Raw genomic sequence first — 13404 nt, 5'->3', positions numbered from 1 at the left:
GTCATTTGGCTCGCCAAACTCCCTCGAACTCACGTGCCGCGCTTTGTCACGACCGCCGAGCGACGCCCTCGCTACGGCCTCTGGATTCTTCACACGCTCTGAGTCCACGCAGCCGCTTGCGTCCCGCGAGCCGGCTCTGATGCGTTTGCGGCTCGTTTCTCGTCAGCCCCTACGGGTGCGCCGAATCCGGCGCTGGAATCACTGGCGGGGGCTGCTGCAATGAACGGGCGATGCATGGCGGCGATGGCCGCGCTGTTGGGACTGGTGGCGATCGAGGCGCAGGCTGCGGTGTTCTGTATCGGCAGCGAGGCCGAGCTGCGCAGCGCCCTGGCGACCGTGGGATCGTCCTTTGATTCGGCGCCGAACGAGCTGCGGCTCACCCGCCGGGTGTTCTTCACTGGCACCCAGGCGTTCACGGTGCAGGTTTCCGGGCCGACCGGCGACACGGTGATCAGCGGCGGCTGGAGTGCCGGCCCCAACTCGCCCTGCGAGGTGCAGACGGTGGACGCGCGGCTGACGGTGCTGGACGCGCAGGGCACCTCGGCGGTGCTGAGCGTTCGCCGCAACAGCGTCAGCGGCAATGCCTCGCCGATGATCCGTATCGCCAACCTCACCCTGCGCAACGGCAGCGCCGACTCCGCCCCGGTCGGGCTGTACGTCGCCAACAGCTTCGGCCGCATCGAGGTCGACAACCTCATCGTCCATGGCCATCGCGCGCTGGCTTCCCAGTTTCTCGGCGGCGTGGCGATGACCCTCGATGCCTCCAGCCATGACATCAGCCTGCGCAACAGCCTTGTTTACGACAACATCGGCGCCTTCATCGGCGGCGGATCTCCACTGGTGAGCGTGCTGTTCACCTCTCTGAGCCTGAACAGCGGCCGCAACTGGTATCTGACCAACAACACCCTGATCGCCGGTGGCGGCGAGTCCGCACCAGCGCTGCGCATCCAGAGCGACGGCAATTTCTGGGTCATCAACAACGTGCTGCGCGGCGGCGTGGCCTATACCAACTCAATCACCGGCGCCGGTGCCGCCATTGATCCCTCGGTGCGCCAGCTGTTCAACAACTTCGCCTCCGCACCGACCACCGACCGCGCCACCATCGTCAGCAACCAGGGCAACACCTTCGTAGATCCGCAGCTGGATCCGGCCACGCTCGCCCTGCTGCCCGCCTCGCCGCTGGTCAATGCGGGCCTGGGCGCACCGCCGGGCGGCGTCCCAGCGCTCGACGCCTACGGCCAGCCGCGGGTGTTCGGCACCTTCATCGATGTCGGCGCGGTCGAACTGCAGCAGGCGCCGGTGCTGCCGGTGCGGATCTTCGGCGACGGCTTCGAGTAGCGCGGGCGGCGACTTCGCAACGTGGGCGTCCATCCTGCGGCGATGGCGCTCAGGCGGCCTTGCCTCCCAAGGCAGCCAGCAGATCGCGCGCCGTGCGCAGCCTTGCGGGTGCATCCGGCAGTTCGAGCTTGAGTTTCAGCTTGTCCGGCCCTTCCATCGCGAACACCCGCGGCTGGCCCTGGATCAGCTTGATCATGTTCATGGGGTCGAGTTTGGGCTGCTTGTCGAACTGCACGCGGCCGCCGCGTTCGCCCATCTCCACCTTCTTGATGCCCAGCGCGGTGGCGTCGAGCTTCAGTTCCGTCACCGCGAACAGATGCTTGGCCGGATCGGGTAGGAGACCAAAGCGGTCGACCATCTCGACCTGCAGCTCGTGCAGGGCGTCGCGGTGCGGGGCGCTGGCGATGCGCTTGTACAGGGTGAGCCGGGTGTGCACGTCGGGCAGGTAGTCGTCGGGGATCAGCGCCGGGATGTGCAGGCTGACCTCGGCCCCGTGATCGGTGTGGCCGTCCAGGTCGGGGATCTTGCCCTGCTTGATGCTGCGCACCGCGCGCTCCAGCAGCTCGGTGTAGAGGCTGAAGCCGACCTCGGCGATCTGCCCGCTCTGGCCCTCGCCCAGCAGCTCGCCGGCGCCGCGGATTTCCAGATCGTGGGTCGCAAGCGTGAAGCCTGCCCCGAGTTCTTCCAGCGAGGCCAGGGCTTCGAGCCGCTTCTCGGCATCCTTGGTGATTGCCTTGCGATCCGGGATGACCAGGTACGCGTAGGCGCGGTGGTGGCTGCGGCCAACGCGACCGCGCAGCTGGTGAAGCTGGGCCAGGCCGAAGCGGTCGGCGCGGTTGATGATGATGGTGTTGGCGCTGGGGATATCGATGCCGCTTTCGACGATGGTGGTGCACAGCAGGACGTTGAAACGCTGGCGGTGGAAGTCGAGCATCACCTGCTCCAGCTCGCGCTCGGGCATCTGCCCATGGGCGATGCGGATGCGCGCCTCGGGCACCAGTTCCTGCAGATCTCTCTGCATGCGCTCGATGTTGTCGACCTCGTTGTGCAGGAAGTAGACCTGGCCACCGCGCGCGAACTCGCGCTGGAAGGCCTCGCGCAGCTGGGCGGCGTCCCACTGGGCGATGAAGGTCTGCACCGCCAGGCGATGCGCCGGTGGCGTGGCGATGATGCTGAGATCGCGCAGGCCGCTCATGGCCATGTTGAGCGTGCGCGGGATCGGCGTGGCGGTCAGCGTCAGCAGGTGCACCTCGGCGCGCATGGCCTTCAGCGCTTCCTTCTGGCGCACGCCGAAGCGCTGCTCCTCGTCGACGATGACGCAGCCGAGATCCTTGAACTTGACGTCGGCCTGCAGCAGGCGGTGGGTGCCGACGATGACGTCGATCTTGCCTTCGGCCAGCTTCTCCAGTTCGGCCTTGATCTCCTTCGCAGTCTTGAAGCGCGACAGCACCTCGACACGGATCGGCCAGTCCGCGAAGCGGTCGCGGAAGTTGCGGTAGTGCTGCTCGGCGAGCAGGGTGGTCGGCACCAGCACCGCGACCTGTCGACCGCTCATCGCGGTGGCAAACGCCGCGCGCACGGCGACCTCGGTCTTGCCGAAGCCGACGTCGCCGCAGACCACGCGGTCCATGGGCAGGCTCGACTGCAGGTCGGTCAGCACCGCCTCGATGGCCTGCAGCTGGTCGGGGGTTTCCTCGAAGGGAAAGCCGGCGGCGAACTGTTCGTACTGCGGGCGATCGATATCGATCGCGAGGCCCTGTCGCGCCTGCCGCTTGGCCTGGATCTCCAGCAGTTCGGCGGCGACGTCGCGGACCTTCTCGGCGGCCTTGCGGCGGGCCTTCTCCCAGGCCTCGCCGCCCAGCGAGTGCAGCGGCGCCATTTCGGGTGAGGCGCCGGCATAGCGGCTGACCAGATGCAGCTGCGCCACCGGCACGTAGAGCTTGTCGCCTTTGGCGTACTCGATGGCGAGGAACTCGGTCTTGCTGCCGCCGACGTCCAGCACCTCCAGCCCGCGGTAGCGGCCGACGCCGTGATCCTCATGGACGATCGGCGCGCCGATTTCCAGCTCGCCGAGATCGCGGATGATCGCCTCGGGCTCGCGGCCGGCGCGCTTGCGGCGGCGCGGCTGGGCGGCGCGCTCGGGGTAGAGCTGGCGCTCGGTGAGCACGCACAGCGCCGGCTGCACGATGCTGAAGCCGTCTTCCAGTGCCGCTACGGTGATTGCGTAGCGCGGGCCGTCGGCTGCGGCGAAGGCCGACCAGTCGGCGACCGTGGCGGGCTTCAGGTCCATCGCGCCGAGCTGTTCGATCAGCGCCTCGCGGCGGCCGGCGGAGTCGGCGGCGATCAGCACCCGGCCCGGATAGCTTGACAGCAGGCTGCGCAGGGCGCTGCCGCTGGGCTCGTTCTGACGGGTGATCGGCGTCACTGGCGCGGGCGCATCGCCCAGTGCCAACGCCTCGTCAAAGCGCGGATGGGCGCTGCCGCAGACCTCGATGCGGCGCACGCCGTTGAGCTTCTGGCGCAGGGCTTCCGGCGGCAGGAAGAGCTCGTCCGGCGGCAGCAGCGGGCGCTCGATGTCGTGGCGGCGCTGCTCAAAGCGCTCGCTGGCCTGCTTCCAGAACGCGTCCGCCGCTTCCATCGCGCCCTCGCCGAGCAGGCACAGGGTGTCGGCGCCGAGGTAGTCGAACAGGCTCGCGGTGTCGTCGAAGAACAGCGGCAGGTAGTACTCGATGCCGGCGGCGGCGCCACCTTCCTTCATGTCCTGGTAGAGCGGGCAGCGCCGCGGGTCGATGGGGAAACGCTCGCGCAGCGTGGCGCGGAAGCGCTTCGAGGCCGCCTCGTCCAGCGGGAACTCGCGCGCCGGCAGCAGCCGCACTTCGCTGACCTTCTGCAGGCTTCGCTGGCTCTCGGGGTCGAAGGTGCGGATCGAGTCGATCTCGTCGTCGAGCAGCTCGATGCGATAGGGCTCGGGGCTGCCCATCGGAAAGATGTCGAGCAGGGCACCGCGCACCGCGAAGTCGCCCGGGTCCAGCACCTGCGGCACGTTGCGGTAGCCGGCGGATTGAAGCCTGAGCTTCTCGGCATCGAGGTCGAGGCGCTGGCCGTTTTTCACCACCAGCGAGCTGCCGCTGATGAAGCTGATCGGCGCCAACCGCTGCATCAGGGTGCCGATCGGCACCACCAGCAGGCCGCGCTGCACGGCCGGCAGGCGGTAGAGCGTGGCGATGCGCTGGCTGACGATTTCGGCGTGCGGACTGAAGGGGTCGTAGGGCAGGGTTTCCCAGTCGGGGAAGTGCAGCACCGGCAGGCCGCGCGCGAATACGGCCAGCTCGGCTTCCAGCGACTGCGCGTGAAAGCTGTCGCGGGTGATCGCGATCAGCAGGCCGCTGTGCCGCGATGCTGCCTCAGCGACGGCCAGGGCGAGGGCGCTGGGGCTGGCCGGCGCTCGCCAGTAGGCGCGCTGCTGGCCGGCGGCGGGCAGGGGCGGGGAGAGCGGGGCGGGGCTGGATGCGGCCGTATTCAAGAGGCGTCCGTGGCTGAGGGCGGCAGGCACTGCCGCTGGTGAAAACCCGCAAGTGTAGCCCCGCTGCCTGCGGGCCCGCCGTGAGGGCGGAGGCGGTGCGACAGGGCGAGCCGTCTGGGCGTCCTCGTCGCTGCGCTACACTCGCGCCGCCGACTTGCGCCGGACGGATCTGATCATGGGCAACGCGACCGATCGCCAGCAGTTGACCCGACTCCTGCACGCGTGGAGTGCGGGGGATTCTCCGTCAGCCGAAGCCGTGTTGGAGCTGGTCTACGATCGCGTCCGGCAGCTCGCGGCCAACAAGCTGCGCGCCAATCCCGGCAATGGCCTGGAGCCGACCGAGCTCGCCAACGAGTTGGTCATCAACCTGCTGGAGGCCCACGTCGAGTGGGTCGATCGCGTGCATTTCTTCCGCACGGTCGCCGTGGCGATGCGCAACCTGCTTTGCGACATGGGCCGCAAGCAGCTGGCGGCCAAGCACGGCGGCGGCCAGTTCCGGGTCACCTTCCGGGCAGCGGAGAACGAGCCGGCGCCGGAGTTCGCCCAGGCCGAAACCCTGCATGAAGCCTTGCTGGAACTGCGCGCCAACGATGCGCGCAAGGCCGATGTGATCGAGCTGACCTATCTGGTGGGCCTGGAGCACGAGGAAGTCGCCAAGGTGCTCGACGTCTCGCTGGCGACCGTCAATCGCGATCTGCGCTTCGCACGCGCCTTCCTGCGCGACCGCATGGAAGGCTGAGGCAGCGTCGATCGGTGTCGGGGCGGCCGGTTCAATCGGCGCCGGGCGAATCCGCCGGCAGGCTTTCCCACTCGCCGTGACGCAGCTGTTCGACGCCGCGGAAGCGTCGCTTGTAGTCCATCTTCGGATGCCCCTGCAGCCAGAAGCCCAGATAGACATGGGGCAGGCCGAGCGTGCGCGCCCATTCGATCTGGCGAAGGATGGCAAACGTGCCCAGGCTGCGGCCGGCCTCGTCCGGGTCAAAGAAGGTGTAGACCGCGGACACTCCGTTCGGCAGCAGATCGCTGACCGCAACACCCTTCAGGGCGCCCAAGCCGTCGTGGAAGCAGAGGAAGCGGGTGGGGCTCCACGGGGCGCTCAGGAAGTTGTCGAAATCTTCCGGCCGCGGCTCATCCATGCCGCCTTTGGGGTGGCGATGGCCCAGGTAGCGGCGATAAAGCTCGAACACCTCGGTATCGCGCTGCGCCGGCAGATCGCGCACCTGCAGGTCGGCATTGCGGCGCAGGCAGCGCTGCTGGCTGCGGTTCGGCGTGAAGGCCTGCACATCGATCCGCACCGGCACGCAGGCCATGCAGGCATCGCACTGGGGGCGGTAGACATGACCACCCGAGCGGCGGAAGCCCTGCGCCAGCGCCGCCGGGTAGACCACCGGCAGCGCGCGGCTGTCCGGGTCCAGCACGATGTCGCGGGCGCGCCGATCCGGCCAATAGCCGCAGGGATGCTCGGCGGTCTGATAGATGCGGATCGAGCTGGCAGCGGTCATGGCGGGGGTGGAGTCTCCGGTCAGCCAGGCGGCGCTGCGGTCAGGATGCCGATCGCCAGCGCCAGCAGGCCCAGCAGCATGCCGGCCAGCATGCTCCAGATCGCGTAGCGACGTTCCGCCATGCGTTCCAGTTCCGCGCGGCCGGGATCGCGGCGGCGCTCGATCTCGTGGCGGCGCTCCAGCAGCCGCGGCAGCCACAGCAGGTTCATGGCGCCGACCGCGGCCATCATCACCACGAAGACGATGCCGGGCGCGATCGGATCCCCTTCCAGGCCGGCCGCGAACATGCCCGCGGCAAACAGCACGACCACGGCGATCGCCACGGCCGAGTAGCGGGTCAGCGAGCGCTTCTCGTCCTCGTCGATGGCGCTGATCCAGTAGCGACGCACACCGAAGACGACGCCGGCAATGCCGGCGACCAGGGCGAACAGGGCGCTGCCCGCCGCGCCCAGCAGCAACTTGCCGGCGCCCTTGCCGGCGCTGGCGCCACCGAACACCAGCTTGGACAGGCCCTTGCCGCCGCCGCCGGCGGCCAAGCCCATCTTCTTGCCGGCGAGCAGTCCGCCGGCCGTGGCGGCGACTGCCGCGCCCGGCGCCAGCGAAAGCCCGCCGACGACCAGGGCGGTGAAGGCGATGCCTGGCGCGGTGCTCTGCGCGAACTCGCCGATCCGCTTCAGCATGTCGGCGCGCAGCGAGTCGCGGGCCCGCTGCAGGCGCTTGCGCACGGCGGCGTCCTGCATGCCCAGCAGCTGCGCCACCTGCTTGGAGCTCTGGCCCTCGCGGTAATAGATCAGCAGGATCTCGCGCGTTTCTTCGGGCAGCTCGTCGATCAGTTCGGCGACGATCTGCTCCTCGTGTTGCCGCGACAGCAGTTCCGGCGCGTCCGGCGTGGGGTCGGCGACCACGGCCAGAATGTCGTCCATGTCCCCGTTGTAGCGCTTCTCGCTGGCGCGACGGCGCAGATGGTCGCGCGCGAGATTGCGGGTGATCTGCCGCAGCCAGGGCAGGAAACTGCCGGTGTTGCGCAACTGCGGCAGGTTGTTCCAGGCATTGATGAAGGCGTCCTGCGCGATGTCCTGGCTGGTGGGGACATCGCGCACGATCGCGAGCGCGATCGCGGTGACGGAGTTCTGGCTGGCGGCGACGATGCGTCCGAAGGCAGCGCGGTCGCCGTTCTGGGCGCGCGGCAGCTGTTCGGTGATGACCAGGTCGAGGGCTTCTGCGTTCATGTGCGTCTTGGTGTCCGGAGGCTGGTGCCGCTGACGGGCCGTCGCGACGGCTGTGACCCCACAAATCGTCGACCCGGTCGACCCCACTGGCAAGCAGGCTGGCGTCATCGTCCTCGGAAGCATTCGACTTTCGTCGAATGCATTCGGCCCGAGACCCTGCCTTTAGTCATGGGTGTGCGTCCGTTGAAACCGCATCCCTGCTGAATGACGCGCACGAACGGCTTTTCGCGTTTTGAACAATGCGATGCAGCTGCGGTCACTGCCTGACTGCGTCGCGAACGCCGCGAAACAGACGGACCGCTGAGCAGGCTGGTATGGAACGGAATGTGCATAAGCGGTGCCCAAGGCGAAATCGGGTCGGTTCCTTGACGGTGCTGTGACACCCCTGGAAACGCTCCCCGGCATCGCCCACGTGCCTCAACCCATCGGTGAAAAACATGAGCAAGCGAAAAGCTGAAGCCGCGGCCAACGAAGCCGCCGACCTGCAGGCGGGCGAAATGCCGGCCGGTACCTCCCGTCTTGATGACCTGATCGGCCTGTCCCTGCGGCGCGCCGAGTCGGTTGCTTCCGAAGAGCTGGCCGCGCAGCTGAATGCGCACGACAGCACCCCCACCCGCATGATGGCGCTGATGATCGTGGCCGAACGCCCGGGCCTGAAGCTGGTCGATCTGGCGCGCGCGCTGGGCATCGCCCGTTCCGGCGCGGTCGTTCTGGTCGACGAGTTGGAGAACCGTGGCCAGGTCAAGCGTCGCCCGATGCCTGGCGATCGTCGCGCGCACAGCCTGGTGGCGACGCCGCGCGGCCTGAAGGCGCTGGAGAAGCTGGTCGACGTGGCCAAGGCCTCCGACGACAAGGTCTTCGAAGTGCTGGGGCCGCGTGATCGCCAGACCCTGCTGAAGCTGCTGTCGAAGATCGCGCCGCTGCCGGCGGCCTGATCCCGACAGCGATGCGCCCGGCCGGGAAGCCCGGTCGCGTCGAGATGGAATCGCGAGGCGGCGCCAATGGCGTCGCCTCGCTGCTTTTGGGGAGCGCCGGAGGTCGATGTCCTCGCGAGCAGCGTATGGTGCGGGATTCAGTGAATTGGCCCGAGCCGCAGTGCGGACGTCTCAGCCGTCACCGAGCATCCAGCGAACGAAGTTGAGCGACGCCAGCACCACGACCACGATCAGCAGCGCGAGGCGGACTTTGCTGGCCGTCGAGACACGTTTCTTTTCAAGAGTCAACGGGGTGTTATGACCTCCAAGGGCCAAGGCTGACTCTCTGCGTTCTGTTTCCAGAAGACCCGCGTCAGCCATCACCTGCCGAGCGCGGGTGATGTCATCCCCGTGCACGATCCACAGCGCGGACTCCGTGGCGTTGTCGTCGGTGAAGCTGAAGCTGCGGCGACGGTTGCCCTTGTAGGAGCGCGGCTGGCTGATGTGGGTCTCGATGCCATGCTCGGCGAGCAGGCGCGCCACCCCCTCGACGTTTTCCAGCCGGCGCGAGCGGAAGATCTGGCGCATGCCTCAGCCCTCCTTCTCGACCAAGCGGATCAGCCCTTCCTGCGCGGTCGAGGCCACCAGCACGCCTTCGCGGGTGTAGAAGCTGCCTCGCGCCAGGCCGCGTGCGCCGTGGGCGCTGGGGCTGTCGCAGGCGTAGAGCAACCACTGGTCGACGCGGAACGGGCGGTGGAACCACATCGCGTGGTCGAGACTGGCCATGTGCATGTCGCGCGACAGGTAGGACATGCCGTGCGGGAAGGTGCTGGTACCGATCAGATGGAAGTCCGACACGTAGGCCAGCAGGCTGCGGTGCAGGATCGGGTCGTCCGGAATCTGGTCGATCAGCCGCACCCAAACCTGGTTGTAGGGCGGACGTTTGGCGGGGTGCAGCTCGTCGCGCGGATACACCGAGCGGAACTCGAAAGGCCCGCTGCGGGTAAGCCAGCGCTGGGTGATCGCCGGCAGCTGCGCCAGCGCTTCGGCCGAGATCGGCGACGGCGGATCGATGTCTTCGGGCTTCGGCACGTCCGGTGCCGAGATCTGATGGTTCACCCCGTCCTCGGGGCGATGGAAACTGGCCGAGGCGACGAAGATCGGCTGGCCGTGTTGGATCGCGGTGACCCGGCGCACCGAGAAGCTGCCGCCGTCGCGCGAGTTCTCGACCTGGTAGACGATCGGATGCTCGATGTCGCCGGCGCGCAGGAAATAGGCGTGCAGCGAGTGCAGGGCGCGCTCGGCGGTGACGGTCTGCTGGGCCGCCGACATCGCCTGGCCCAGCACCTGGCCACCGAACACGCGGCGCGTACCGATGTCGCGGCTCTCGCCGCGGAACAGGTTGACTTCAAGGCGCTCCAGGCGGAGCAGATCGATCAGTTCCGATACCAGGGGATGCATGGGGCGGGCTGCAGACGGGTTGGCCGCGAAGTATACGGCCCCGCCTGTCGAGCCCCGGTTCAATCGCCGTTTGCGGGTGCGGCGATTCGCGCCAGCGGAAGTTCTGCGAGCACATCGCGCCAAGGGAACAGCGGGCCCGGATCGCGCTTGCGGAACACGAGGTGGCTCGGATTGTCGCTGGCCGGCACCTGCTCGGTATCGAGGTCTTCGTGGCCGGCGATCTCGCGCAGGTTCGGCAGTCGTGCCTGCAGCTCGCGCAACAGCGCGCGCAGGGCGGCGATCTGTTCGCGGGTATAGGGCTGGTCCATGCGCTGGCTGCCGCTGGCCAGCCAGTCGGGATAGCGCCCACGGTTGACCAGCTCGATGCCCACCGAGCGCGCGTTGTGGCCACGCACGTGGTGGGCGACGCGCTCGACAGGCACCCACACATGCACCTGACCGTCGCGGTCGATGTAGAAATGGCCGCTGTTGCCGGTGCCGCTCGGATAGAGCACGCGCTCGCCAGCGACGCGCGCCTCGGCAAGGTCCGGCAGCTCGGTGCAGTGGATCACCACCAGCTCGATGGCCTCGATCGGGCGCGCTTCGAGCCGTTCCACATAGGCCAGCGGAGCAACCTGCCAGGCGGGATCGAAGGGCGGAAGATCGGGCGTCATCGACAGCGTTCCAGGGCGCGCTCCGCAAGGCCGGAAGCGGGCCGCATGCTACCATCCGGCCCCATCTCGAAAGCCCGCCGCAGGGCGCTGGAACCCGCATGAGCCCTCGCGGCCACGTCATCCTCTCGCATGGGCTGGAGAGCGGCCCGCAGGCCACCAAGGTCACCGCGCTGGCCGCCGCCGCAGAAGCCATGGGCTGGACCAGCGAGCGCCCCGACTACCTCGATCTCGACGCCACCCGCGATGTCGCGCGCCTGCCGGATCGGTTGGCGCGCCTGCTCGGGTGTTGTCGCGCGGCGCTCGCCGCGGGCCGCGGCCCGCTGGTGCTGGCGGGCTCCAGCATGGGCGCCTTCATTTCGGCGCTGGCCTCGCTGGAGATCGAGGTGCGTGGCCTGTTCCTGCTGGCGCCGCCGGTGCGCATCGCCGGCTATCGCGATCTCGATGCCGCGCGCGTGCCCACTTCGATCCTGCACGGCTGGCGCGACGAGCTGATTCCCGCGGGGGACGTGGTGGCCTGGGCGGCGCCGCGCTGCGATGAGCTGACGCTTGTCGACGACAGCCACCGTCTCGCCGAGAACGTCGAGTACGGCGCGCAGGCCTTCGCACGCTTTCTGGAGCGGCTATCGTGAGCGGGACCGAAATCCGCCGCTACTTCGCGACCTGCCCGAAAGGGCTCGAGTACCTGCTGGTTGATGAGCTGAAGGCGCTGGGCGCCGAGGGCGTGCGCGAGGCCCTGGCCGGCGTCTACTTCGAGGGCCCGATCGGCATCGCCTACCGCGCCTGCCTGTGGTCGCGACTGGCCAGCCGCGTGCTGCTGCCGATCGCCGAGTTCGCCTGTGCCGATGAAGAAGCGCTGTACGCAGGCGTGCAGGCCATCGACTGGAGCGCGCACCTGCGCGCCGATGGCACGCTCGCGGTCGACGCCAGCCTGGTGCAGTCGCAGCTGAAGCACGCGCGCTATGCCGAGCAGAAGACCAAGGACGCCGTCGTCGACCAGTTCCGCCAGGCCAGCGGCCAGCGGCCTTCGGTCGATACCGATCAGCCGGATCTGCGCATCAACCTGTTCGTGAAGCGCGACCGCGCCACCGTGTCCATCGATCTGTCAGGCGACGCGCTGCACCGCCGCGGCTGGCGGCTGGAGCAGGGTGCGGCCCCGATCAAGGAGAACCTCGCCTGCGCGGTGCTGATCCGCGCCGGCTGGCCGCAGCGCATGCGGGACCAGGCCCTGTTCGATCCGCTCTGCGGCAGCGGCACCCTGCTGATCGAAGGCGCGCGCATGGCCGCCGACATCGCGCCCGGGCTGGAGCGCGATTACTACGGGTTTCTGGGCTGGCTGGGCTTCGACGCGGTGCTCTGGCAGGGCCTTTTGGACGAAGCCCGCGAGCGCGCGCTGATCGGCCGCGAGTCCCTGTCGCCGCGTTTCTTCGGCTCGGATGCCGACCGTCGGGTGATCGAAGCGGCGCGTGCCAATGCCTCCGTGGCCGGCGTCTCGGCCTTCGTCCGATTCGATGTGCGCGTGCTCGAGGACATCAGTGAGGCGCCCGCGCCGAAAGGCCTGGTGGTGAGCAATCCGCCCTATGACGCGCGACTCGCCGCCGACCCCGGCCTGTACCGCGCGCTGGGAGCGCTGCTGCGCGGGCCCTGCCGCGACTGGGCGGCGGGATTCATCGTCGCCGACGAGGCGCCGGGCCAGGCCATCGGCCTGCGCGCCGAGAAGCGCTATGCGCTGTACAACGGCGCCATCGCCTGTTCGCTGCTGCGCTTCGCGCCGGTGGCCGAGCAGCCCGAGCGCGCCCCGGCGCAGCCGAAAGAGCTCACGGCCGGCGCCGAGATGGTGGCCAACCGCCTGCGCAAGAACCTGAAGAAGCTCTCACCCTGGCTGAAGCGCGAGGGCGTCAGCTGCTACCGCGCCTACGATGCCGACCTGCCGGAGTATTCGGCGGCGATCGACGTGTACACGGCGGCTGACTCTGCGCCGGTCGAGGACCGCGGCGTCTGGCTGCACGTGCAGGAATACCAGGCCCCGCGCGAGATCCCCGAAGAGACCACGCGGCGGCGCCTGTCGGAGCTGCTGCAGGCGGCGATGGCGGTATTCGAGCTGCCGCGCGCGCGCATCGCGCTCAAGACCCGCGCCCCGCAGACCCGCAGCACGCGCTACCAGAAGCAGGACCTGCGCGGGCACTGGCTGCCGGTCGAGGAGGACGGCCTGAAGCTGCAGGTCAACCTGTTCGACTATCTCGACACTGGCCTGTTCCTCGACCATCGCCCGGCGCGGCGGCTGATCCGCCAGCAGGCGCGCGGCAAGCGCGTGCTCAACCTGTTCTGCTACACCGGCGTGGCCAGCGTGCATGCGGCGGCCGGCGGGGCGGCCTCGACCACCAGCGTCGACCTGTCGACGACCTATCTGGAGTGGGCCGCGCGCAACCTCGGCATGAACGGTTACACCGGCGAGCGTCATCGCTTGATCCAGGCCGATGTGCTGGCCTGGCTGGCGCAGAACCGCGAGCGCTTCGAGCTGATCTTCTGCGACCCGCCGACCTTCTCGAACTCCGCGCGCGCGGCGGATTTCGACATGCAGCGCGACCACGCCCGCCTGATCCGCCTGTGCATGGATCGGTTGGCGCCCGGCGGCCAGCTGCTGTTCTCCAACAACTACCGGCGCTTCCGCATGGACGCCGGGATCGAGGCCGACTTCCAGGTCGAGGAGATCGGCCCCGCATCCGTGCCGCCGGACTTCGCCCGCGACCTGAAGATCCACCGGGCCTTCTGGATCCGCTGATCCCG

At 68.7% G+C, this 13404-nt stretch carries 11 protein-coding genes; 5 read left to right on the top strand and 6 right to left on the bottom strand.

The features are described 5' to 3' along the window. Positions 1-219: 219 nt before the first annotated feature. Entirely contained in the window at positions 220-1338 is a 1119-nt protein-coding gene (locus tag Q0654_RS02685) for a choice-of-anchor Q domain-containing protein (RefSeq protein WP_298850224.1), read from the top strand. 49 nt (positions 1339-1387) lie between these two features. Here the strand turns inward: Q0654_RS02685 and mfd are convergent, their stop codons facing one another. Next, positions 1388-4861: a transcription-repair coupling factor gene (mfd, locus tag Q0654_RS02680; RefSeq protein WP_298850222.1), complete on the bottom strand. Its 3474-nt coding sequence runs from the start codon at positions 4859-4861 to the stop codon at positions 1388-1390. 175 nt (positions 4862-5036) lie between these two features. Here mfd and Q0654_RS02675 point away from each other — a divergent pair, with 175 nt between their 5' ends. Continuing rightward, a complete protein-coding gene (locus Q0654_RS02675) occupies positions 5037-5600 on the top strand; it encodes an ECF-type sigma factor (RefSeq protein ID WP_298850220.1) in 564 nt (187 codons plus the stop codon). A 31-nt stretch (positions 5601-5631) separates the two neighbouring features. Here Q0654_RS02675 and Q0654_RS02670 read toward each other — a convergent pair whose 3' ends face one another. Together Q0654_RS02670 and Q0654_RS02665 are read right to left on the bottom strand one after the other, a co-directional pair. Next, entirely contained in the window at positions 5632-6363 is a 732-nt protein-coding gene (locus Q0654_RS02670) for an arginyltransferase (protein WP_298850218.1), read from the bottom strand. A 20-nt stretch (positions 6364-6383) separates the two neighbouring features. After that, entirely contained in the window at positions 6384-7592 is a 1209-nt protein-coding gene (locus Q0654_RS02665; RefSeq protein WP_298850216.1) for an RNA polymerase sigma factor, read from the bottom strand. Between the two features lie 437 nt (positions 7593-8029). Here Q0654_RS02665 and Q0654_RS02660 point away from each other — a divergent pair, with 437 nt between their 5' ends. Further along, entirely contained in the window at positions 8030-8527 is a 498-nt protein-coding gene (locus Q0654_RS02660) for a MarR family winged helix-turn-helix transcriptional regulator (RefSeq protein ID WP_298850213.1), read from the top strand. 171 nt (positions 8528-8698) lie between these two features. On the opposite strand, the gene Q0654_RS02655 is transcribed toward Q0654_RS02660, so the two are convergent. From Q0654_RS02655 to Q0654_RS02645, 3 genes are read right to left on the bottom strand one after another with little or no spacing between them, the layout of a single operon-like run. Continuing rightward, complete coding sequence (locus Q0654_RS02655; RefSeq protein WP_091237744.1) at positions 8699-9094, bottom strand: hypothetical protein; 396 nt, start codon at positions 9092-9094, stop codon at positions 8699-8701. Between the two features lie 3 nt (positions 9095-9097). Then, the gene (tesB, locus tag Q0654_RS02650; RefSeq protein ID WP_091237748.1) at positions 9098-9967 is read right to left on the bottom strand and encodes an acyl-CoA thioesterase II; all 870 of its coding nucleotides are present in this window, start codon (positions 9965-9967) and stop codon (positions 9098-9100) included. A gap of 59 nt (positions 9968-10026) precedes the next feature. Then, entirely contained in the window at positions 10027-10620 is a 594-nt protein-coding gene (locus Q0654_RS02645) for an N-acetylmuramoyl-L-alanine amidase (RefSeq protein WP_298850206.1), read from the bottom strand. A gap of 98 nt (positions 10621-10718) precedes the next feature. On the opposite strand from Q0654_RS02645, the gene Q0654_RS02640 reads away from it, so the two are divergent. Continuing rightward, positions 10719-11249, top strand: coding sequence for an alpha/beta family hydrolase (locus Q0654_RS02640; protein WP_298850204.1), 531 nt, complete (start codon positions 10719-10721; stop codon positions 11247-11249). After that, the gene (gene rlmKL, locus Q0654_RS02635; protein WP_298850201.1) at positions 11246-13399 is read left to right on the top strand and encodes a bifunctional 23S rRNA (guanine(2069)-N(7))-methyltransferase RlmK/23S rRNA (guanine(2445)-N(2))-methyltransferase RlmL; all 2154 of its coding nucleotides are present in this window, start codon (positions 11246-11248) and stop codon (positions 13397-13399) included. The genes Q0654_RS02640 and rlmKL overlap by 4 nt, the downstream gene beginning before the upstream one ends. The last annotated feature ends 5 nt before the right edge of the window (positions 13400-13404 follow it).

It is taken from the genome of uncultured Aquimonas sp. (assembly GCF_937888285.1).
In the GTDB taxonomy this organism is placed as follows: domain Bacteria; phylum Pseudomonadota; class Gammaproteobacteria; order Xanthomonadales; family Xanthomonadaceae; genus Aquimonas.
Note: the sequence above shows the minus strand (reverse complement) of the source record. Positions and strands in the feature narration are given on the sequence as shown.

Coding starts and splice junctions, on each gene's coding strand:
- Q0654_RS02685 (WP_298850224.1), top strand. CDS start 220: ATGAACGGGCGATGCATGGCGGCGATGGCCGCGCTGTTGGGACTGGTG.
- Q0654_RS02675 (WP_298850220.1), top strand. CDS start 5,037: ATGGGCAACGCGACCGATCGCCAGCAGTTGACCCGACTCCTGCACGCG.
- Q0654_RS02670 (WP_298850218.1), bottom strand. CDS start 6,363: ATGACCGCTGCCAGCTCGATCCGCATCTATCAGACCGCCGAGCATCCC.
- Q0654_RS02665 (WP_298850216.1), bottom strand. CDS start 7,592: ATGAACGCAGAAGCCCTCGACCTGGTCATCACCGAACAGCTGCCGCGC.
- Q0654_RS02660 (WP_298850213.1), top strand. CDS start 8,030: ATGAGCAAGCGAAAAGCTGAAGCCGCGGCCAACGAAGCCGCCGACCTG.
- Q0654_RS02655 (WP_091237744.1), bottom strand. CDS start 9,094: ATGCGCCAGATCTTCCGCTCGCGCCGGCTGGAAAACGTCGAGGGGGTG.
- tesB (WP_091237748.1), bottom strand. CDS start 9,967: ATGCATCCCCTGGTATCGGAACTGATCGATCTGCTCCGCCTGGAGCGC.
- Q0654_RS02645 (WP_298850206.1), bottom strand. CDS start 10,620: ATGACGCCCGATCTTCCGCCCTTCGATCCCGCCTGGCAGGTTGCTCCG.
- Q0654_RS02640 (WP_298850204.1), top strand. CDS start 10,719: ATGAGCCCTCGCGGCCACGTCATCCTCTCGCATGGGCTGGAGAGCGGC.